This is a genomic window from Synechococcus sp. 'PEA 65AY6A-5F PE A', from assembly GCF_047462575.1.
Taxonomy (GTDB): Bacteria; Cyanobacteriota; Cyanobacteriia; order Thermostichales; family Thermostichaceae; genus Thermostichus.
The window spans coordinates 29,665-49,583 of record NZ_JAOALE010000022.1; the positions used below are offsets into that span (position 1 = coordinate 29,665).

The following is a 19,919-nucleotide window of genomic DNA, read 5'->3' on the forward strand; positions in this document are numbered from 1 at the left end:
CCCCTGCTTAGGATACCCCAACGCCCCTGAGCCCAGAGGAGACACTCTCAAGAAGACGCTACCTCCCATTCGTTCAAAGCCGGTCGATTTCGCGGCGTAGATTTTCTAGCTCTACATCTACCTCGCTCTCGCTGGTGGCAGCAGATTGATCTCTCGGCAGAGCTTTCTGCTCTCCGGCGGGCAATTGGCCCCCCATCGCCGCTTTCAGCATCATCAGCTCGTGATCGATGTCCGAGCCACCTGCTTCCAAAGCGGCAAACTGTCGCTCCAAGTTGTCCACCGCCAGCTCGGCCACGGCCGCCGACTGAGCTTCCAGGGCGTTTACCTTCTCTTCCATACGCTCGAAAGCCGCGAAGGCACTGGTGGCGTCCACCCGTCCGATAACCTGGTTAATTTGTTGGGAAGCTTTGGCCGCCCGAGCCCGCGCGATGAGCATATCCTTTTTGGTCTTGGCCTCGGCGATCTTGCTCTCCAGCTTGGTCATGTTGGCCTTCAAGACTTCCACCTGTTTGGTCTGCTCATCCAACTGCCGCTTCAGGCTCTGGGCGGTTTCGGCAAAGGTTTTCTTGCGCACCAGCGCTTCGCGGGCCAGGGCCTCGTTGTTGTTGCGCAGGGCCAACTCGGCGCGCCTTTGCCACTCGTCGACGTTCTGCTGCGCCTGCTCGTACTGCCGCTCGATCCGCTTCTGGGCAGCAATGGCCTGGGCAACTGCCTGCCGCATTTGGTAGTGATCCTCAGACATGTCCTGAATGGTTTGGTTCAGGATTTTCTCCGGATCTTCGGCACTGCTGATCAGCGCGTTGAGGTTGGCTCTGATGATCCGGCTGACCCGATCGAACAATCCCATCGGTCGTTTCCCCCTCTCGCAGTTTGACCTAATGCTACCCTTGCCACGCCGGCGCCTTCCAGGGCTCCTACTCCAGTATAGGGATCCCTGGCCGGGATCCGAAGAAATTGGCCGTAACCCCAGACCAACGCTCCAGCCCTCCAAAACAGCCGCTGCAGAGAGGAGCCCGTCCCCCCCTGGATTTTCGCAGGTTGCATGGAATTGTCGGGATCCCTGAAAGCCGAGAGGGTTTGCCGGACAAGGCCTTTTCGAACTTTGGCAGAGTCTTTGGGATCCTCTGACAATGGGCTGTGCTGGAATCGAACCAGCGGCTCCCACCGTGTCAAGGTGGTACTCTACCTCTGAGTTAACAGCCCTCGCTGAAGATGCGGCTGCGCATCTGCCCAAGGGTTGGAAATTGATGATATCACATCTGCAAGCCACTTCGAGGCCCACTCCTTGCCGCTCGGGGCTGCCAAGACGACGACTTCTATGGCCTTGTCCATCCCCTCCTACACTTGTGCCTGGCCCAGCGCAGGCGGGGATCCCATCTGCACAAGCGGCACTTCTCCCAGGTGTCGATACAGGACATTGTGCAGCAGCGCCATCTCTACCATCCGCAGAGGAGCTATCAGTCTTTTGCCGAGATGCAACGCTCCTGAGCTTAAGAGTCAGTCGTCGCGGCACAGGGATCCAATACGAGCTTGGCAGGTGGCGATTTCTTCGGGGGTGAGGTTATCCCAGTTAACATCGCGGCGCAGCACCAGGCCGTTGTGGCCGGTGATGAAGCGGGGCAGTTCGGCTTGGTCGATCACGCTCAGATCCCGCATGTGGTAGGTGGTGTAGTAGGTAACCTCCGGAGCGTCGAAGTCCACATCGATGAGGGTAAGGGTCTTGCGGGGGGGCAGGGGGCTATTCAGGAGGGGGCGGGGGCCGGAGCCGAGGATGCCGCAATGGAGCAGTTGCAGTTGCCCCTTGTGGCCGGGGTAGTAGCCTTGGTGGTGGCCGCTGATGTAAGTGTGGACGCGATATTTCTCCAGCAGGGCCCGTTTGGCGTCTGCCTCCAGCAGCACCTCTCCCGGATCGTCGCGTCCGACGGTAATCGCATAGAGAGGTAGGTGACCGATGACGATGCGCAACTTGGCCTTCTGGGCTCGTTCGCTGGCCAGCGCCGCTTCTGTCCAGGCCATCTGTTCCGGCGGGATGTAGTTGCAGGTGGCATCCCAAACTAAGTAAAACACCCCGTCTTTTTCGAAGGTGTAATAAAAGGGAAAGTCGCCTCGATCCACAAAATTCAAACCGGGATCGTGGGCCGGGTCGTTCCAAAACTCGCGGGCCAGATCCCGTTCTTTTTGGAAGAGAAAGCCCCCGCGCGTGCTGCGGGCACAGGACGCATCGTGGTTGCCCAGCGTGAAGCCGTAGGGCAGTTTGGCAGCACGAAGCGGGCCGGCCACATGCCGGTCAAAGGCTGCCCACATGGCGCGGATGCGCTCCTCCGACAGGCGGGGATCTTGGCCAGCCACCATGTCCCCTCCCCCCAAGACGATATCCGGCTGGAAATAGGGGATGAGGCGGATGGCCCGATCCACCTCCGGGTCGTAGTCCACCGAGCCGTAGATGCCATTCAGGTCGCTGATCACCATCAGGCGCAGATCGCGGCGGGCTGGGATGTAAAGGCCCCGGGGAGCTTCCGGATGGGGGACAACTGTGGGCGTAGGCCGAGGGGTAGGAGGCGGGGAAGCAGGGGATCCCATCTCTGCGGATAGAGGCACAGAAGCAGGGCGCTGCCGACTGGCCCAATAGGCCCCCACCAATCCACTGCTGCCGGCCAATCCCAACAGGCCTAAGATCATTTGGCGCCGCCGCATCCCGCTTCTCCTCAACACCCCAGCGATATTCGTAGATAGGCGATATCGTATTGTAAATAACTGAAGAAAATAACTGATAATTGACGCGCTCCCGTTGGCGCCCTTTCCTCCGCACACTGCCTGGACAGGTCGATGCCCGACGGAGATCTGGAGATCAGCCTTTGGAAACTTCGATTTAGGAATGTTAAACTAGTGTGAATGAGTAACCAGCTATCTCAGACTCGGTATGACTTGAAGTTTGCCCATGCCTCGCCCTGTGGATTCTTTGGAAGCTGCTTTGGAGCGATGCCGGGAGTGCAATCTGCGCCTCAGCCGGCAGCGTCGCTATATTTTGGAACTGCTGTGGCAATGCGGCGAGCACCTTTCTGCCAGAGAGATCTACGACCGCCTCAATCGGCAGGGCAAGCCCATTGGCCACACATCCGTCTATCAAAATCTGGAGGCTCTGGCCAGCCACAACATCATCGAGTGCCTAGATCGCGCCGATGGGCGCCGCTACGGCAATCGTACCCATCCTCACAGCCATGTCAACTGCCTGGATAGCAACCGCATCCTGGACGTAGATGTGGAGCTGCCGCCGGAGCTGCTGGCCCAGGTAGAGCAGAAGACAGGCACTCGCATCCAGAGCTACCGCATTGAGTTCTATGGGGTGGAAAATCCCGGGGAAAGCTGAGCTGGCCAGCCAGTAGATTCTCGGGGCGGGATCCCGAGTTCTTCTGGAAGAGGATGAGCCAATGTCAGTAGGCTCGGTTTTGCCCTTTGCCGATCTGCGACTGGATTTGCTCAAGAGAAGCGGCGGGGGCCAGACACTTGCTGCCCCAGCACACCAACCCCACAGCTCCTGCCGGCAACGGCTCGGCTGCGGTGGGCAGGGCAAAGACGGTGGTGGGCCAAGAGCGCTGTTGCAGCGCAGCAATGTGCTCCGCTTCTAGGGTTGCCTTTACCCAGTTGTTGTACCAATCCAGCCCGACGAACAAACTGGGGCAGACCCGCGGCTGGGTGCTCATGATGTGGGCAAAGGTTTTCAGGGCCTGTTCTGCCCGTTCCAGGTAGTCCAGATCTCCGGTGATGGCGGCCAGGCGCACCAGGTTAGCAACAGCCACCCCATTGGCTGCGGGGGTGGCGTTGTCCTGAAACTCCTTCTCCCGCACCAGCAGCTCCGGGGTGCTCTGGGCGTCGCTGACAAAGTATCCCCCCCTGGCCTCATCCCACAGTCGCGTGTCCATCTCCTGCTGCAGCCGAATGGCGGCCTCCAGCCAGTACTGGGAGCTGGGATCGCCTGTCCGCGGCAGGCAGGCCTGGTGCAAATCCAACAGGGCCTTGATCAGCAGAGCGTAATCTTCCGATTGGGCAGGTACCTGGGCTGTGCCATCGTAGTTCAACCGCAGCAGGGATCCCGTCTGGGGGTGGCGCTGCTGGCTGAGGATGAATTGGGCGGCCCGCAGGGCCAACCGCAGATAGTCCTCCTCGCCAAACACCTGGTAGGCCCGCGCCAGGCCGGAGATCATCAGGCCGTTCCAGGAGACGATCATCTTGGTGTCGGTGACCGGCGGAATGCGTCCTGGCCAAGATTGCCGGCGGGCCGATTGGGCATCTACTGCGGGCAGGAAGGGGGTTCTCCGCTCGGTGGAGCCGTAGCGAGCTCGAAACAAATGGGTCGTCAAAGCCGTTTCCACTTCCGGCGGCAGCTCCCCTCCTTGCCTGCGCTGTAGGACGATACAGCCGGGCCGATCGGGGAAATTGCCCCCCGGCGAGAGGAAGAAAGCCTGCTGCAGGGCGCGGAAGGTTTCTGCATCCAGCAGATCCTGCAGCTCCTGCCAGCGCCAGACGTAGAACTCGCCCTCCTCGGGCTCCGCATCCTCTGCTCGGGCAAAACTGTCGGCATCCTGGGCCGCGTAGAAATACCCGGCAGGGGCGGTCATCTCCCGCGCCACCCACTCCACCGTCAGGCGCACCGCCCGCTCGATGGCCGCATCCTGGATCCCGTGGGCCCACAGCTCGGAGAGAAACTCCAAGATCTGGCCGTTGTCGTAGAGCATTTTTTCAAAGTGGGGCACCGTCCAGGTGGGATCCACGGTGTAGCGGTGAAACCCGCCGGCCACATGGTCGAAGATCCCTCCTAACACCAAGGCCATCCCTCGCTCCTTGGCCCGTTCTAGCGCCGTCGGCGAGCCGGGGATCCCTTCTGGCGGGTCGAAGCGGGCCGAGCGCAACACCAACTGGGCGTAGGGCATCATGGGAAACTGCTGCACTGCCCCGGCGTTGGCCAGCAAGGGTTGGATTTTGGGGATCCCGGAGCGCAACAGGTCAGGGGGAATATGGTCTTCCGGCACCAGGTCGCTGAGGGTGGTCAGGGCCGCCAAGATTTGGCCCTTCATGTCCTCGATTTTGTCTTTTTCCTGGCGGTAAAACTGCAGGATGCGCTGCAGTACGGTCAGAAACCCCGGCCGGCCAAAGCGAGGCTCCACCGGAAAATAGGTGCCCGCGTAGAACGGCACCAGGTCGTCGGGCGTGAGGAAGACATTGAGGGGCCACCCCCCCTGCCCGCTCATGAGCTGCAGCGCCTGCATGTAGATGCTGTCTAGATCAGGCCGCTCCTCGCGATCCACCTTGATGGGCAAAAAATGGGCATTGAGGAAGGCGGCGATCTCCGGGTCGGAGAAGGCTTCCCCCTCCATGACGGTGCACCAGTGACAACTGGAGTAGCCGATGGACAGAAAAATCGGCTTGTCCTCGGCCCGGGCTTTCTCCAGGGCCTCCGGGATCCAAGGCCACCAATCCACCGGATTCTCGGCGTGCTTGCGCAGGTAAAGGCTGGAACACGTGGCGAGGCGATTGGCCATAGGTACACCCTCTCACCCTTTTTGCTTCAGGCTAGCGCGTCCTCTTCCCAAGGCGGAGCCAACCCACTGTTGTTCAAGATACACTGACCTACGCCTCCCCTTGCCCCAGGGATCCCTGTTGGTCAGACCTGCTCCTGTTCGGCAGCCGGGATCAAAAAATCCAGCGGACGCCCGTGCAAAACCAGCGTGGTGCTGGGGTTTTCCACAAAGCCAATGCGCTCGTAAAAGCCGCGCTGATGGGTGGTAAACAGGTAGATGCGCTCCACCGACTGCAGGTGGGGATGGCTGATCAGGGTTTCCACCAGCTTGCGCCCGATGCCCTGCCGTCGATACTCGTGATCGACCACGATGTCCCAGAGGACGGCCCGGTAAACCCCATCGGAGGTGGCGCGGCCAAAGCCAATCAGGCGCTCCCCGTCCCAGGCGCTGACCACCGGGTGGCTGTGGGCGATGGCCCGCTCCATCTCTTCCCGCCGGCGATTTTGGGCCCAAAAGGCGTTGCGGTTCAACAACACCAGGAGCTGATCCAGATCCAGATCTTGCCGCTCCAGGGAGAAGCGAATGTTGCGGTTGTCCACCGGTTGATGAGAAAAGGTGATGACAGGCTCGAGGGAGGGATCGGACATGAAGCAGACCTTGGGCAACGAAGATTGGCAACGGTTCACTGGGCAGCAGAAAACGGCAGCAAGATCGAGGCTAGCCAGCGGAGGCATTGTCGGCGGCCCGCCCTACCTGCTCCAAAGCATAGGCTTTGAAGCGCTCCAAGTCCGCTTGAATCGTGCTCTCCACCACTTTGCCCACAAACAGGCCGTCCAAGATTTTGCCGAGGAGCCCCGGGATCTTGTAGGCCACCGACAGCTTGACAATAGTACTGCCCTTGCGATCGTAAAACCGCAGTGCCCCCCGATTGGGAAGCCCCTCCACCGATTGCCAGCCGATGTGCTGATGCTTCACCACCGTATGGGTGCGGGAGATCCAACTGAAGGTGAGGCCGCGCGTATCCAGTGTCCACCGCGACAGCTCCTGATCCAGCAGCTCCACCGAGCGGATCCACTTCATCCAGCGCGGCATGAGGGCGAGGTTGGCCCACAGCTCCCACACCTGCTCGATAGGAACCGGGACCTCCACCTGACAGGTGTGCTCTAACCAATCCGACTCTGACATAGGGCCTCCCACACGACATCCGGCAGAGATGAGGGAGCATCCTACGGCTTGACCACAAAGCCTCTAGGAGGGATCCCTGCCTTTACAAAATTTTATATCGACCTAAGATAACAATATCAGCTCAGCCGAGTTTGGGGCTTTGCGCTTTGGAGCAGCTCCAACCTCTCTCCAGGCAAGTTGCAGCTGATGCCCATGAGAGAGATGCAGAAGGCAGGTATCATGGTTGCCATCTGCAAGCTCCACTTGCATCGGCTCGGTGCGTCCACTTGTTTGACTCGACGGAACGATCTCACCATGATTTCCCAGTGGAAGCAGCATCTCAAGAACTACTTCGTGGCGGGGTTGCTGGTGGTGATCCCGTTGGCAACCACCATTTGGCTGACGGTGGAAGTGGCCACCTGGAGCATTGGCTTTTTGACCAGCATTCCCAAGCAGTTTAATCCCATCCAGGGGCTGCACCCGATTTTGATCAACCTCATCGATCTGGCGGTGGGCTTGCTGACGCCAATCCTGCTCATTTTGTTGATTGGCTTCATGGCCCGCAACATTGTTGGCCAGTGGCTGCTCAACCTAAGCGAGCAGTTGCTCCACGCCATCCCGATAGCGGGGCTGGTCTACAAAACCCTGAAGCAATTGGTTAGCGTTTTGTTTGCCCCCAACAACCAGCGCTTTCGACGGGTGGTGCTGGTGGAATATCCTCGGCCTGGGGTTTGGGCGTTAGCTTTTGTAACGGGCGTCATTCAAACTCCCATTCGACCGGATGGGCCGCAGCGCTCCCTCAGCCTGTTCGTGCCCACCACGCCCAACCCAACCACCGGCTGGTACGCCATCGTGCCGGAAGACCAGGTGGTGGAGGTGTTCATGCCGGTGGAGGATGCTTTTAAGATGCTCATCTCCGGCGGGATCGTGACCCCCGAGACCTTTGAGGCGGGTCTCAAACGGCGCGAAGGGGCTCTGGCGGTAACCATGCCCAGCCTGCGGGAGTTGGTGGAGCAGGAGCGGGCGGCAGCATCCACTAGGGCCGACTCAACGGCTGCCGAGGTGGGCTTTGAGGCTTCCTAGTTGGCCGCTTCCTCTGCTGGCAGGCCGGGCTGCCAGAGCTGGTATTCTTTGGCCTGCTCCAGGCGCACGTAGAAGGGCTGCATCTGCCGATCCAAGGCTTCCGCCTGCTCCGGGGGGAAAGCTTTCCAGGCGGCGCGGCTGGCCCAGCGGAGGATGAGGTGGACAAGTTCGCGATCCTCTACATCCAGCCAGACTTCTTTGCCCAAAAAGCCCGGCTGTTGGCGCAGGGCCGGCCCCCAAACCTGCTCGTCTTGTAGGATAAAGGCCCTCTGGCCACCGGGAGGAACGCGGAAGCAGAGGTGCTCGATGGCGATGGGCTGGTCTGACATTGGCAAAGGTTGGCTCTTGGCTGGCTAGGAGGCGGACGAAGGGTTGATCAGCCGCTGCAGGGTGGGAATGAAGTCGGGGTAGGAGATGCGGGCACAGTCGGCCCCTCGAAGGGTGGTGGATCCCTGGGCGGCCAGGGCAGCTACCATCAAGCTCATGGCGATGCGGTGGTCGGCGTGGCTATCCACCTCGGCCCCCTGCAGAGGGATCCCCCCTTTGATTTCCAGGCCGTCGGGATATTCGGTGACCTGGGCCCCCATCCGGCTGAGTTCCTGGGCGATGGCCGCCAAGCGGTCGCTCTCTTTAACCCGCAATTCCGCCGCATCGCGAATGACCGTAGTCCCCTCGGCAAAGGCTGCCGCCACCGCCAAAACCGGGATCTCATCGATGAGGGTGGGAATGAGATCGCCGGCAATGCTGCAACCCCGCAAACGGGCCGAGCGCACGCGCAGATCCCCCAGAGGCTCGCCGGCCACCTCCCGCCGCTTCTCAACCTGAATATCGGCCCCCATCTCCTGCAACACCTGCAGCACGCCGGTGCGCGTGGGGTTGAGACCCACATCCTGTAGCAGCAATTCGCTCTCGGGCACAATCGAGGCGGCCACCAGCCAGAAGGCTGCCGAGCTGATGTCCCCTGGCACCTGCACCGTCTGGCCCACTAGGCGGGATCCCCCCACCACCGCCACGGTTTTTGCCGCCACATCGACAGAGATCTCGGCGCCAAAGGCCCGCAACATCCGCTCCGAGTGGTCGCGGGAAAGGGCCGGCTCTGTAACCTGAGTAGTGCCTTCTGCCAACAGGCCCGCCAGCAACAGGCAGGACTTTACCTGGGCCGAGGCCACGGGCGAGTGGTAGTGGATCCCCTTTAGGGATCCCCCCTGCACAGCCAGAGGTGCCAGGTTGCCCCCGGCCCGTCCCCAGATGTTGGCCCCCATCTGCCGCAGCGGCTCCACCACCCGTCCCATGGGCCGCGAGCGCAGGGAGCGATCCCCAGTGACAGCAAAAAAGCGACCCGCCTGGCCAGCCAGGATCCCCAACATCAGGCGCAGGGTGGTGCCGGAATTGCCGGCATCCAACACCTCTGCCGGCTCCTGCAGGCGATCCAAGCCCACCCCCTGGATGCGGACGCACTCGCTGTTGAGCTCTGGGATATCGGCCCCCAGGGCCCGAAAACAGGCTGCCGTACTGCGGGGATCCTCCCCCAACGACAGGCCGTGAATGACGGTTTCCCCTTCCGCCAGGGATCCCAGCATCAGGGCGCGGTGGGAGATGGACTTATCGCCTGGAATGCTCACTTGACCGCGCAGGCCGCGGGCGGGCGAGAGCGTCAGGATGTCGGCAGAAGAAGCGGTGGTCAGCACAGCAGCCGTAACACCAAACTAAAGAACAGACAAAGGCAAGAGCAGTCTTAATCATACGTTAGGCTGGAACCTGCCCTTCTCTTGCCGGCGGTCGGCCTTGCACCTAGATGATCCTGAACCACTGGAAGACAGCCCGTCTTTTGACGGCAGCCGACCCTATCCTCGAGGATGAGCTTAACAACATGGATTCCTCGGTCGGGGCCTGGCCTCGGCCTTTTTTTTGCAAGCCCTTACATTGTGAATGCTAGCGTTTGATGGTACTAGAGTTGTCTACCGATCCTGCAATAGGTAAAGCTAGGAGCGGGGAAAGAATCAAAGCCACCCCCTGCGCCTATGGACTTGGCAAGAGCTGAGCTTGGGGAAATGCTTCTGTACCACCACGAGTCCGTTTTGACGGAGGCAGTGGTGACCTACCTGCAACCCCAGCAGGGCGGCGCGTTTTTGGACGTGACGTTGGGAGGCGGTGGGCACAGCTTGGCGCTGCTGCAGAGGGGAGCGGATCGCGTGGTGGGGCTGGATCGCGATCCGACGGCTCTGCAGGCGGCCCAGGCGCGTCTGGCCGCAGCCGGGATCCCCGGCAATCGCCTCCAACTCTGGCACCTCAACTTTGCCGATTTCGACCTGCAGCGGCACGGCTTTCGGGATGAGCGAGGGCAGGGGATCCCTTTCGATGGCATCGTAGCCGACCTCGGGGTGAGCTCGCCCCAACTGGACTGCCCCGAGCGGGGCTTTAGCTTTCGCGCCGAGGGGCCGCTCGATATGCGCATGGATCCCACTGCCGATCAGGAAACGGCTGCCGACTGGGTCAACCGCCGCCCCGTCGAGGACTTGATCGACATTTTCGTTCGCTATGGCGAGGAGCGCTTTGCCCGCCGCATCGCCCACCACATCGAACGCTCCCGCCCCCTTTTCACCACCACCCAACTGGCCCACGTAGTCTGGCAGGCGGTGCCGCCGGCGGCAAGACGGGGCCGCATCCACCCGGCCACGCGGATCTTTCAGGCCCTGCGCATTGCCGTGAACCGAGAACTGGAAGCCCTGGAAACCCTGCTGGCCCAGGCTCCCAATTGGCTAAAACCCGGCGGCAGGTTGGCCGTGATCAGCTTTCATAGCCTGGAAGATCGCCTGGTGAAATGGGCCTTTCGTACGGATCCCCGCTGGCAGGTGCTCACCCCCAAACCCCTGTGCCCTTCCGAGCTGGAGCAGCAACGCAATTCCCGCGCCCGCTCCGCCAAACTGCGAGTGGCTGCCCGCAGCAGCTAAGTTGCCGCCCTGCCCCCCTGGAGGCCCTCTGAGGTGCGTGGAGATCGGATAGAGTGGGGCCCAGTTGGCAGCAATTTCTTGGTGTGGGTGAGGTGCAAACCCCTATGGTCAGCCAGCCTTTGAACGCGAGCCGTGGCCGCAGTTTTCTCCCTGTCCAGCGCAAAACCGCGACCTTGGCCCCTCGTTCCCATCTAAGGACTACCCCGCCCCTCCCCGCCGGCAAAGTCAGAACCCGTCGCCCCCAACCCTCGAAATCAGCCTATCCCCATAGCCGGGATCCCGCCTGGAGAGAGCACCTGATCTGGTGGAAGCAGATCTCCACGGGCATGGCCATCGTCTCGGGGTTGTCAGTGCTGAGTGTGTACAGTTGGACGGTGCATACCCAAAGCCGATGGAGCCAGCGCTACCAAGTGTGGCAGCAGATGCAGCGCAACGAACGACAGTTTCTCCTCACCCAAGAGTCCATCGCCAATTCCTTGCGGGAAATCGCCGATCGCTCCGACATGGTGCCTCTGGTACCGGAGCGGATGATCGAGGTGCCAATTGCCCTCCCCAGCACGGCTTCTGGGCAGGGGCAGAGCAAAGCCAAGCCTCTGGAGGCATCCGAGCAAGCCCCTCCTTTTTACCCGGTTGGATACTAATCCAAAGGCTCTAGGCGGTAGCGGCTGAGCCAGTGATCCAAGTGCACCTCCTCCTCATCCAGGAGTTGGGCGTTGATCAGACCCCGCTTGAAGGCAAGGCGAATGGCGCGGGCCCGCAAGCTAAAAGTTGTGCCCCACTCCTCGCTCTCAATTTGGTCGTTGCTCACCTCAAGCTTGTCGTAGAGATTGCGCAGCCGATTGGTCACCCCTCGCCGCGACAAAAACCGCCGTGCGGCAATAGCTTGATCGGTGAGGCCGAGGGCAATATCGATCAACACCTCGTACTCAGCATCGCTGAGGCCGGTAATTTTGTTTTGCGAACGGGAATCGACCCCCCGCACCTCCCGATCGATCACGCATTGCTCATCCTGCACCACGGCCTGGATGGCACTGACCAATTTTTCGTCGGTGCAATTCTTCAGGAGATAGCCGTAGACAGTTTGCGGCGGCACGATCTTGTGCAGTTCCCGCACATAAACCTCATCGGCAAAGTGGGACCAAAAGATGATGCGCGTACTGGGTTGCTCCGACCAAACTTGTCGAGCCACCTCGATCCCGCTCATCTCGGGCATGCGGATGTCCAACAACAGGAAGTTGGGACGGTGCTGACGGTAGAGCTCCAATGCCTCTCTGCCGTTGGAGGCCATGTACACCGGGCCAAACTGAGGCAGATGCTGCATCAGCAGGCTGTGCACATGTTGGCGGTAAAGGGTGTCATCTTCAGCAAGGAGGGTGCTCACAGGCCTTGATCGCTAGTCGACCTACTCTATATGTTTCCTACCCTAGAAATCTCTGCGAAGGAAGACAAGGCACTAATGAGCAGTGGCAAAGTCGAGCCAGCGATCCCCTACGGCAGCTACAGGTAGCCCCTCAGGACGGTATTTGATTGACCCGGAACTGTTGCCATTCTTGGCGGGTTCGTTGCAGCATCTGTAGCAGCTCCTCCCACCGTTCGCCTTCGATCAGCCGCTCTATTTTCCCCAACTGGACTTGATAGCCACGCAGGGCGGCCAGGAGCGCCTGTCGGTTGTGACGGGCCATCTCCAGCCCCAACTGCGGGATCCCGCCACCGACACGGCTGGTATCTCGGAACCCGCTGCTGGCCAGGGTGCGAGCCAACTCCAGAATGTCGGGATCCTCCTCTTGGCCGACAGCAGCGATCAAGCCGGCGCCGATCATGACCGGCAAATGGCTGATCCAGGCCACCGCCTGGTCGTGGCGTTTCGGATCGGCCAGGACAACTTCTGCACCGACCGCTGTCACCAGTTCTTTCATCGCCTCGATCGCCTGCGGCTGCGTCTGGGGGAGGGGAGTGAGTACATAGGGCCGCCCCAGAAACAAGCTGGCTTCCGCCGCCTGGATGCCCTGCAACGTCTTGCCGGCCATCGGGTGCCCTCCAACAAACAGCGGCCACAATTCCGTTGCCGGAGCAACAATCGGTTGTTTCACCGAGCCGACATCGCTCACCACCGTCTGCGGCGATAGATGGGGCACCAAGGCCGCCAGCGTGACCAATACCTGCTCCAGGGGGGTGCAGATCACCACCACCTGGGGATCGAAATCAGCCAACTGAGCCAAATCGGTTCCACAGCCCTGCAGCGCTCCCCGTTCCAGCACCGCCTGACAGGTGGCCCGATTGCGGCTGATCCCCCAGACGGGATAACCCTCTTCGCTGAGTTTGAGGGCCAGGGATCCGCCGATCAACCCCAACCCGACAATGGCAATGCGCATGGTTTTCCGTATCTATGGTTACTATTAAGTACTCTGAAACGGCTTGGGGCATGGAGAGACGGCCTTTCCGGATCCCTTCCAGATTAAAACAGATTAAAGGCTCCATCCCGCCGCGCAAAAAGCATACAGCGGAGGGATCCAGCAGCTAAGATGGAAGGATGAACTGGGTAACCCCCACAACAGTTCGCCCGGATCTTTCATCTCAGGAGGGGACCGTGCTTCATCGTAGGATCTATCAACTCAGCCGCGAAGGCAAGGATGTGTGGATCTACCTGCGCGATCAGGGACGCTGGCTGGAACGAGCCAAGATCCTCGATATCGAAGGGGATACCATCCTGGTTCGCTACGAAACGGAAGACGAAGAGGAGATTTGCTCCTGGGAGGAGATGATTCGTTTGGAGAGCATCGGAGCTGTTGCCCAGCGCCTTTCCTCCATCCCGAAAGGGGTGCTCAGCACCTCGGATTTGCTCATTTCCGAGGATTGTCCTCCTGCTGAGTTACTGCATTCTCCCTCTTCGCCTCGCGCCACAGAGCCCCTCAGCGAAGAGCATGCCGGCAGCGAGCGCCTTGAAGAGTATTACCTGGATCGGGAAACCTCTGCCGTCCGTGACGGCGAAGCGGAGTCTTTGCTGCCCCTGCGCCTGAACGGAGAAGACCTCAAACGGGCGGATCGGGCCCGAAACGATGTGGAAGGCCAGCGGGAGGGCAACCACGACTGAGCCGCAGTCTTCATGGAAAGCGGCAGAAAAGCGGCAGAAAGGGATCCCTGGGTAGGATCTATTCTAGGAGGGATCCCCTATGGCAGGGACGAATGGTCAAGGGGCCGTAGAACTCCTCCTGGTAAAGCTCAACCTGCGAGCGAGAAGCCATTAGCAATAGCGACCAGAACACCTGAATCGGGTGGGAAGCCCCGCCACTGCCTTTTAGAGCGCTTTCTTGGCAAAAGTATTGCTGCAGGTCGTCAAAGCTGATTTGGGCGAGACCCTGCTGCCAAAGTTGGGCAAGCAGAGATTCCAGCTCGGCGGCGGTCTCTACGAGGTTTTCTGGGTGGGCCAACTGAGCGACTGCTGATAGCGCTTGCTTGCGAGAAACCCGTTGAGCCAGGGGCCTTGAGGCAGGCTCAAGGCGCTGTTCCAGCAAGGTCTCCAGCTCCTGCAGGTGGCCGATTAGTTCTTTGAGGGTGATGGGCCGAGTCCGACTCGGGCGGGGCACGGCCCTGGGTTGCAACACGCGATCCAGTTGGGCCGACGACCAACTCAGCCAGGGATCCTCCTCCACCTGCACCGGGTTGGTCTCCTCACTTTCTTCGTCTTCCGGCTTCGACAGCGCCATCGCCTTGAGATAGACCAACATAGCGGCATGGAGAAAAGCCTGTCCCGACTCCGACAGGTCATGGCTGCTGGCAGTGGGAGCCATACGGGCTAAAAACCGATCGATGACGTCGATAACCTGCACATCCCACGGGTTAATCTCGCCCCGTTCCGCCAAATCGATAAGCAAAGCAATTGCCTCTTCAGTCGGTGAGTAGGCCATAGTGCCCCTAGCCTCTGTCCCTCACTGTAGCCCCCAAGCGGGATCCCGGCCATCTCCAGCCGGATTCAAACCTCCAGCTCAACTTCTCAAGCCAACCGGCTGTGCAGAGGCGGCGCGATCGTGTAAGAATCGTGTAAGATAGTAGTCCAGCTCTAGCAGTTGCTAGAGTGAGAGTAAGGGCGGTTAGCACAGTGGTAGCGCACTTCCTTCACACGGAAGGGGTCACAAGTTCGAATCTTGTACCGCCCATAGGTTTTGACCTTTAGCAGACAGAGCTCCCCCTTCTCCTGCTGGGTGCTGCTTCTGTCTACAGGCTCCCCCGCCTTTGCTGGGGAGCCACCGCTTATCGGCAACGAGGACAGACAGCTTCCTCCCTGCCCTTAGGCAGGTGCTTCAATCGGGGTAGGCTGGGAAGATGCAGGGCTTCCCTGACTATAACCAAAAGCTAGGAGATGCTGCATGAGTCCCTTCACCAACCCTCCTCAATCATTGACTGCCGGCGAGTTTTTATCTCACTTAGAGGAGATAACAGGAGCCTACAAAGTCAAGACGTCTATCATCACCTTTTACAGCAGAATTTGGAGCCAAGCATTCGATCTCAAGTTTTCCAAGGGTCAGTGGGTTTTCGGGTACAGCCCCTACTGGAGAGCGCTTCTGGAAGCCAAGCTCCAAACCAGCGAATACTATCCAATATCTTGCGTTGTCAGGACCTTCACTGACGAAAAACACAAGCGCAAGGCCCCAAATGGCAAAACCGTCTTGATCCCGACCAAAGAGCTAAGGATGTTCTTTCTTCCCGCTCCAGGTCAGGTTATTAAGCTAACTCCAGAGGAATGCTTTGCCTGTCACCATACGGACTCCCAAACAGGAGAGCCACTCCCCCTTGAGCAAGATGTCAAGTTCTTGTAGTGGCGGCAGTGGGAGTTAGAAACTCTGCCGGGGCTGGGGCCATGTAGCTTAACCCCAATCAAGAGCTTGGCTGCAAGCGCAACAGGGATCCGTTGGGGGCATCCGTCAGCAGGTAGAGCAAGCCATCCGGCCCCTGGCGCACATCCCGGATACGGCCAACCGCCCCTTCCAGAAGGCGCTCTTCTGCCACAACGCGATCCCCATCCAGCACCAAGCGCGCCAGGTGTTGCCCGGCCAGCGCTCCCACGAATAGGTTGCCTCGCCATTCGGGGAAAGCCTCTCCTGTGTAGAAAGTCATGCCAGAAGGGGCAATGGAGGGGGTCCAGTGCAGCAGCGGCGAAGCCAATCCAGGAGCTGCCGCCAGTCCTTGACCAACCGGTTCGCCGCTGTACTCCCGACCATGGGTAATCAGGGGCCAGCCGTAGTTGATGCCGGGGGCCAAGATGTTGATCTCGTCCCCACCTTGCGGCCCATGTTCGTGCGTCCAAATGGCTCCTGTATCGGGGTGGCGGGCCATTCCCTGAATGTTGCGGTGGCCGTAGGTAAAAATTTGCGGCAAAGCCCCCGCTTGATTCACGAAAGGATTGTCCGCCGGGATCCCGCCTGTATCCGTAACGCGCAACACCTTGCCAGCAGCATCCCCCAGATCCTGAGCCCGATCCCGCTCGCCGCGGTCGCCGGTGCTGATGTAGAGAAACCCTTCTTCGTCAAAGGCCAGGCGGGAGCCGAAGTGCTGTTGGGCAGGCGTCTTGCGCTCCATGTCAAAGATCACTTCCAGATCCTGGAGTCCCTTCTCCCCCAGGCGGGCCCGCGCCACCCGCGTCCCCCCGCCGCCCGGCCCAGGAGCCGCATAGGACAGGTAAATCCAGCCGTTCTCCGCGTAGTTGGGGTGCAAGGCGATATCCAGCAGCCCTCCCTGGCCGCGGGCAAACACCTCCGGCACCCCGGCAATGGGCTGGGGATCCAACCCCTGCTCGGTAACTCGGCGCAGCCGGCCCGGACGTTCGGTAACCAGGATGGTGCCATCCGGCAGAAAGGCCATTCCCCAGGGATGCTCCAGCCCGCTTGCCAACGTCACCACCCGAAAGCGCTGCTGGCTTTTGGCTCTGGGCAGAGCTTGGGCGTGATCCCCCTGTTGCAGGGACATGACCGTTTCCGGGCTAACCGGGTAGGCCCCCACGGCAGCAGGGACAAATACCCCTCCCAAAAGCAACAAGGAGAGGAGTGGTATCGCCGGGATCCGCATGGCCATTGCCGCCTCGTTTTCGCGATGGATTTTGAAGTCTGAGCTAGCCGATCATTGCTGCTGCTCTTCACAAAAAGATGTACCGATGGGAGCAAAGTTGGCTGCGCACAAGAGTGGGGAGCTCCCTGTTCCCTTGCGGCCTTGGGTTAGCCTTGAGGGCGGCGATCTGTCCCCAACCCATGCTGGAACCCGGCGAGATCTTCGGCCAATTCCCCGCCCGCCCACCCCAGCGGCAAACCTGCGGATCCCTGCAGGAACTCCAGATCCATCCCAGAGGGATCCAATTGCTCTGCAGGCAGGGCTGCTGGTCTGTGCAGGTGCTCACCCCTCGTCTGCTGCGGCTGCGCTTTAGCCCCAGCGGCGAGTTCTTGCCCCGCCGCTCTTGGGATGTGGCTCTGGCGGATGAAGAGTGGCCGCCGGCTTTCTTTGAGCTGCAGGAAAGCCCCACCCAAGTTCACCTAGCCACCTCTCAGGTGCAACTGCAGATCGACCGGGATCCCCTCCGCTTTAGCTTTCGCGATCCCCAAGGCCAGGTCTTTTGTGCCGATCTCCCCGCCGGCCTCAGTTGGGGATCCGATGACATCCGCCTGGTCAAATCCCTCCACCCCGCCGAGCGCATCTACGGCCTGGGAGAACGGGCTGGCCTGCTCAACAAGCGGGGCCGGCGCTACAGCCACTGGACCCGCGACTGCTGGGGCTACGACGCCCAGAGCGACAACCTCTATCTGGCCATTCCCTTCGCCCTGGTTCTACGTCCTGGCCTCTCCTACGGCCTTTTTCTGCACTGCACCCACTGGAGCCAGTTCGACCTGGGCCAGGCGGATCCTAAACAGTGGGCCATCGAAGTGCGCGCCCCCGAGCTGGACTACTACCTCATCTACGGCCCCACCCCCGCCCTGGTGCTCCAGACCTACACCCAGCTCACCGGGCGAACCCCCCTGCCTCCTCTCTGGGCCCTCGGCTACCAGCAGTGTCGCTGGAGCTACGCCAGCGCCGCCCAGGTTCTGGCTGTCGCCAAGCAATTTCGCCAGCGCCAGATCCCCTGCGACGCCATCTACCTGGATATTGACTACATGCGCGGCTACCGGGTCTTTACCTGGGATCCCCGCCGTTTCCCTGAACCAGCCCAGCTCATGGCCCAGCTTCACGAAGCCGGCTTCCGAGGGGTAGCCATTGTCGATCCTGGCGTCAAGTTCGATCCCGAAGCTGACTACGCCGTCTTTGACGAGGGCCTGGCCCAGGACTTCTTCATTCGCCGCGCCGATGGCCACCTCTTCCACGGCTATGTTTGGCCGGGCAAAGTCCTCTTTCCCGACTTCTCGTGCCCCGAAGTGCGGCGGTGGTGGGGATCCTGGCAACGGGTTCTCACCCAAGCCGGTGTGGATGGCATCTGGAACGACATGAACGAGCCGACCCTCAACGACCGCCCCTTCGGCGACGGCGGCCAGATCGTGGATATCCCCCCCGACGCCCCCCAAGGCCCTCCTGAGGAGCGCACCACCCACGCCGAGGTACACAACCTCTACGGCCTGCTCATGGCCCGCGCCTCCCGCGAGGGTCTAGAACAGCTCAACCCCGCCCGGCGCCCCTTTGTCCTCACCCGCTCCGGCTTTGCCGGGATCCAGCGCTGGGCTGCCGTCTGGACAGGCGACAACCAATCCTCCTGGGAACACCTGGAGATGTCCCTGCCCATGCTCCTCAACCTGGGCCTGTCGGGAGTTAGCTTTGTCGGGGCCGACATCGGCGGCTTCGGGGGCAATGCCACTCCTGAACTGTTTGCCCGCTGGATGCAAATGGGGATCCTCTACCCCCTCATGCGCGGCCACAGCGCCCTGGGCACCCGTCCCCACGAGCCCTGGAGCTTTGGCCCTGAGGTGGAAGCCATTGCTCGGCAGGCCATCCAGCTTCGCTACCGGCTTCTGCCCTACCTCTACAGCCTCTTCTGGGAGTCCAGCCAAACCGGCTCCCCCATCCTGCGCCCCCTGTTCTACGAATTTCCCGACGATCCCCAGACCTACGAGATCTCGGATCAAGCCCTGCTGGGATCCGCTCTTCTGGCTGCCCCCGTCGTCCGCCCCGGCGTCCGCTGCCGCGCCGTCTATCTCCCCGCAGGCACTTGGTTTGACTGGTGGACAGGCCAAGCCCAGCGCGGCCCCGGCTCCATCCTCGTCCCCGCCTCTCTGGAGCAGCTTCCCCTGTTTGTGCGCGGCGGCTCCATCCTTCCCCTGGCTCCTCCCTGCCAATCCACCGCCCACCTGCGCCGCGACCAGCTCCACCTCCGCCTCTATCCCGGCGACGGCAGTTTCACCCTCTACGAAGACGACGGCCAAACCCTCGCCTACCAAAGCGGCCATTGGGCCACCACCACTTTCTGCCTGCGCCAAGAAGCCCACCAGCTCATCCTGGAGATCCAGCCGCGCCAGGGCAGTTGGATCCCGCCCCAACGCAACTGGATCCTCGAGCCCCTCGGCCAGAGCCCGCTTATTTTGGCAGACAGCGGACAAGCCCAGCAGATTCGCCTGCCCACTCCAGAAGGATCCCGCCCCTAGCCCACTGCCCTCACCGCCTCCAGCAGTTCGCGGTTGTCCCGCTTGAAGATGGGCAGCCACTCCACATGCTGATAGCGCAGGATCCCTTGGCTGTCCACCACAAAATAGGCCCGCCGCGTCCCCAAAAAACTGTCTACCCCATAGAGCTGGCTCACCTTCCTATCCACATCGCTTAGGAGGGGAAACTCCAGCTTAAGCTGCTCGGCAAAAGCTTCGTGTCGAGAGAGGGGATCGCTACTGATGCCCAGGATCTCACACCCTGCCGCCCGAAAAGCTCCCCAATCCTCCCGAAAGCAGCGCATCTCGCTTGTGCACACCGGCGAGAAGTCCGCCGGGTAAAAAGCCAGCAACACCTTGCTCTTGCCTCGGTAGGCCCCCAGCGAAATCGTCGCCCCCTTCGGGATCCCTTTCCCCACTGCAGGCAGGTTGAAGTCAGGAGCTGCAGTCCCAATCACAATCCCCATAAAGCCGTCCGAAACCTTAAGATCCCCTCACCAGTCTAACGGCGAATCCGGATCCCTTGCTGCGTCTGGAGGGGTTATGGTGGGTGGTATTGACATATGGGTTGAGGTGGGGGTAAGGTAGTAAAGCGCCAG

At 60.9% G+C, this 19,919-nt stretch carries 18 protein-coding genes, 2 tRNA genes and 1 pseudogene; 8 read left to right on the plus strand and 13 right to left on the minus strand.

Annotation, left to right across the window (positions count from 1 at the left end; all coding sequences use genetic code 11):
• Window positions 1-73: 73 nt before the first annotated feature.
• The 3 genes from GG26_RS08770 to GG26_RS08780 form a co-directional block, all read right to left on the minus strand.
• On the minus strand, window positions 74-847 hold the full coding sequence (locus tag GG26_RS08770) for a PspA/IM30 family protein (RefSeq protein ID WP_011431094.1): 774 nt from the start codon (window positions 845-847) through the stop codon (window positions 74-76).
• A 284-nt stretch (window positions 848-1,131) separates the two neighbouring features.
• Window positions 1,132-1,203 (minus strand) — tRNA-Val (locus GG26_RS08775).
• Between the two features lie 294 nt (window positions 1,204-1,497).
• The gene (locus GG26_RS08780; protein ID WP_414390037.1) at window positions 1,498-2,694 is read right to left on the minus strand and encodes a metallophosphoesterase family protein; all 1,197 of its coding nucleotides are present in this window, start codon (window positions 2,692-2,694) and stop codon (window positions 1,498-1,500) included.
• A gap of 244 nt (window positions 2,695-2,938) precedes the next feature.
• Here GG26_RS08780 and GG26_RS08785 point away from each other — a divergent pair, with 244 nt between their 5' ends.
• Window positions 2,939-3,367 (plus strand): Fur family transcriptional regulator, encoded by a 429-nt coding sequence (locus GG26_RS08785; RefSeq protein ID WP_011431097.1) that lies wholly within the window; start codon window positions 2,939-2,941, stop codon window positions 3,365-3,367.
• Window positions 3,368-3,431: 64 nt separating this feature from the next.
• On the opposite strand, the gene GG26_RS08790 is transcribed toward GG26_RS08785, so the two are convergent.
• The 3 genes from GG26_RS08790 to GG26_RS08800 form a co-directional block, all read right to left on the minus strand.
• The gene (locus tag GG26_RS08790; RefSeq protein WP_414390041.1) at window positions 3,432-5,537 is read right to left on the minus strand and encodes a thioredoxin domain-containing protein; all 2,106 of its coding nucleotides are present in this window, start codon (window positions 5,535-5,537) and stop codon (window positions 3,432-3,434) included.
• Window positions 5,538-5,659: 122 nt separating this feature from the next.
• Window positions 5,660-6,163, minus strand: a complete 504-nt coding sequence (locus GG26_RS08795; protein ID WP_099813335.1) for a GNAT family N-acetyltransferase — start codon at window positions 6,161-6,163, stop codon at window positions 5,660-5,662.
• 70 nt (window positions 6,164-6,233) lie between these two features.
• Window positions 6,234-6,701: an SRPBCC family protein gene (locus GG26_RS08800; RefSeq protein WP_414390044.1), complete on the minus strand. Its 468-nt coding sequence runs from the start codon at window positions 6,699-6,701 to the stop codon at window positions 6,234-6,236.
• 294 nt (window positions 6,702-6,995) lie between these two features.
• On the opposite strand from GG26_RS08800, the gene GG26_RS08805 reads away from it, so the two are divergent.
• Window positions 6,996-7,763 carry a DUF502 domain-containing protein gene (locus GG26_RS08805; RefSeq protein ID WP_168173335.1) on the plus strand — a complete coding sequence of 256 codons (768 nt, stop codon included), beginning with the start codon at window positions 6,996-6,998 and terminating at the stop codon, window positions 7,761-7,763.
• On the opposite strand, the gene GG26_RS08810 is transcribed toward GG26_RS08805, so the two are convergent.
• A complete protein-coding gene (locus GG26_RS08810; protein ID WP_011431102.1) occupies window positions 7,760-8,092 on the minus strand; it encodes a TIGR03792 family protein in 333 nt (110 codons plus the stop codon). The two genes, GG26_RS08805 and GG26_RS08810, sit on opposite strands and share 4 nt — an antisense overlap.
• 24 nt (window positions 8,093-8,116) lie before the next feature.
• Complete coding sequence (gene aroA / locus GG26_RS08815) at window positions 8,117-9,451, minus strand: 3-phosphoshikimate 1-carboxyvinyltransferase (RefSeq protein ID WP_011431103.1); 1,335 nt, start codon at window positions 9,449-9,451, stop codon at window positions 8,117-8,119.
• A gap of 333 nt (window positions 9,452-9,784) precedes the next feature.
• Between aroA and rsmH the strand changes: the two genes are divergently transcribed.
• A complete protein-coding gene (rsmH, locus tag GG26_RS08820) occupies window positions 9,785-10,714 on the plus strand; it encodes a 16S rRNA (cytosine(1402)-N(4))-methyltransferase RsmH (RefSeq protein ID WP_414390048.1) in 930 nt (309 codons plus the stop codon).
• Window positions 10,715-10,818: 104 nt separating this feature from the next.
• Window positions 10,819-11,355 (plus strand): hypothetical protein, encoded by a 537-nt coding sequence (locus GG26_RS08825; RefSeq protein WP_011431105.1) that lies wholly within the window; start codon window positions 10,819-10,821, stop codon window positions 11,353-11,355.
• On the opposite strand, the gene GG26_RS08830 is transcribed toward GG26_RS08825, so the two are convergent.
• Window positions 11,352-12,095, minus strand: a complete 744-nt coding sequence (locus GG26_RS08830; protein WP_099812881.1) for a response regulator — start codon at window positions 12,093-12,095, stop codon at window positions 11,352-11,354. The two genes, GG26_RS08825 and GG26_RS08830, sit on opposite strands and share 4 nt — an antisense overlap.
• 130 nt (window positions 12,096-12,225) lie before the next feature.
• Window positions 12,226-13,086, minus strand: coding sequence for a prephenate/arogenate dehydrogenase (locus GG26_RS08835; RefSeq protein WP_011431107.1), 861 nt, complete (start codon window positions 13,084-13,086; stop codon window positions 12,226-12,228).
• 215 nt (window positions 13,087-13,301) lie between these two features.
• Here GG26_RS08835 and GG26_RS08840 point away from each other — a divergent pair.
• Window positions 13,302-13,595: pseudogene (locus GG26_RS08840) on the plus strand (DUF6679 family protein); the annotation flags it as partial.
• Window positions 13,596-13,863: 268 nt separating this feature from the next.
• Here GG26_RS08840 and GG26_RS08845 read toward each other — a convergent pair.
• Window positions 13,864-14,619, minus strand: coding sequence for a segregation/condensation protein A (locus GG26_RS08845; protein WP_414390052.1), 756 nt, complete (start codon window positions 14,617-14,619; stop codon window positions 13,864-13,866).
• Window positions 14,620-14,796: 177 nt separating this feature from the next.
• Between GG26_RS08845 and GG26_RS08850 the strand changes: the two genes are divergently transcribed.
• Together GG26_RS08850 and GG26_RS08855 are read left to right on the plus strand one after the other, a co-directional pair.
• A tRNA-Val gene (locus GG26_RS08850) sits at window positions 14,797-14,868 on the plus strand.
• Window positions 14,869-15,078: 210 nt separating this feature from the next.
• Window positions 15,079-15,528, plus strand: coding sequence for a hypothetical protein (locus GG26_RS08855; protein ID WP_041438520.1), 450 nt, complete (start codon window positions 15,079-15,081; stop codon window positions 15,526-15,528).
• 58 nt (window positions 15,529-15,586) lie between these two features.
• Here the strand turns inward: GG26_RS08855 and GG26_RS08860 are convergent, their stop codons facing one another.
• Complete coding sequence (locus GG26_RS08860) at window positions 15,587-16,780, minus strand: PQQ-dependent sugar dehydrogenase (RefSeq protein ID WP_228375286.1); 1,194 nt, start codon at window positions 16,778-16,780, stop codon at window positions 15,587-15,589.
• Between the two features lie 173 nt (window positions 16,781-16,953).
• Here GG26_RS08860 and GG26_RS08865 point away from each other — a divergent pair, with 173 nt between their 5' ends.
• Window positions 16,954-19,323: a glycoside hydrolase family 31 protein gene (locus GG26_RS08865; protein ID WP_414390057.1), complete on the plus strand. Its 2,370-nt coding sequence runs from the start codon at window positions 16,954-16,956 to the stop codon at window positions 19,321-19,323.
• Here GG26_RS08865 and GG26_RS08870 read toward each other — a convergent pair.
• Window positions 19,320-19,787 (minus strand): peroxiredoxin family protein, encoded by a 468-nt coding sequence (locus GG26_RS08870; RefSeq protein ID WP_011431112.1) that lies wholly within the window; start codon window positions 19,785-19,787, stop codon window positions 19,320-19,322. The two genes, GG26_RS08865 and GG26_RS08870, sit on opposite strands and share 4 nt — an antisense overlap.
• Between the last annotated feature and the right edge of the window lie 132 nt (window positions 19,788-19,919).

Coding starts and splice junctions, on each gene's coding strand:
- GG26_RS08770 (WP_011431094.1), bottom strand. CDS start 847: ATGGGATTGTTCGATCGGGTCAGCCGGATCATCAGAGCCAACCTCAAC.
- GG26_RS08780 (WP_414390037.1), bottom strand. CDS start 2,694: ATGCGGCGGCGCCAAATGATCTTAGGCCTGTTGGGATTGGCCGGCAGC.
- GG26_RS08785 (WP_011431097.1), top strand. CDS start 2,939: ATGCCTCGCCCTGTGGATTCTTTGGAAGCTGCTTTGGAGCGATGCCGG.
- GG26_RS08790 (WP_414390041.1), bottom strand. CDS start 5,537: ATGGCCAATCGCCTCGCCACGTGTTCCAGCCTTTACCTGCGCAAGCAC.
- GG26_RS08795 (WP_099813335.1), bottom strand. CDS start 6,163: ATGTCCGATCCCTCCCTCGAGCCTGTCATCACCTTTTCTCATCAACCG.
- GG26_RS08800 (WP_414390044.1), bottom strand. CDS start 6,701: ATGTCAGAGTCGGATTGGTTAGAGCACACCTGTCAGGTGGAGGTCCCG.
- GG26_RS08805 (WP_168173335.1), top strand. CDS start 6,996: ATGATTTCCCAGTGGAAGCAGCATCTCAAGAACTACTTCGTGGCGGGG.
- GG26_RS08810 (WP_011431102.1), bottom strand. CDS start 8,092: ATGTCAGACCAGCCCATCGCCATCGAGCACCTCTGCTTCCGCGTTCCT.
- rsmH (WP_414390048.1), top strand. CDS start 9,785: ATGGACTTGGCAAGAGCTGAGCTTGGGGAAATGCTTCTGTACCACCAC.
- GG26_RS08825 (WP_011431105.1), top strand. CDS start 10,819: ATGGTCAGCCAGCCTTTGAACGCGAGCCGTGGCCGCAGTTTTCTCCCT.
- GG26_RS08835 (WP_011431107.1), bottom strand. CDS start 13,086: ATGCGCATTGCCATTGTCGGGTTGGGGTTGATCGGCGGATCCCTGGCC.
- GG26_RS08845 (WP_414390052.1), bottom strand. CDS start 14,619: ATGGCCTACTCACCGACTGAAGAGGCAATTGCTTTGCTTATCGATTTG.
- GG26_RS08855 (WP_041438520.1), top strand. CDS start 15,079: ATGAGTCCCTTCACCAACCCTCCTCAATCATTGACTGCCGGCGAGTTT.
- GG26_RS08860 (WP_228375286.1), bottom strand. CDS start 16,780: ATGGCCATGCGGATCCCGGCGATACCACTCCTCTCCTTGTTGCTTTTG.
- GG26_RS08865 (WP_414390057.1), top strand. CDS start 16,954: ATGCTGGAACCCGGCGAGATCTTCGGCCAATTCCCCGCCCGCCCACCC.
- GG26_RS08870 (WP_011431112.1), bottom strand. CDS start 19,787: ATGGGGATTGTGATTGGGACTGCAGCTCCTGACTTCAACCTGCCTGCA.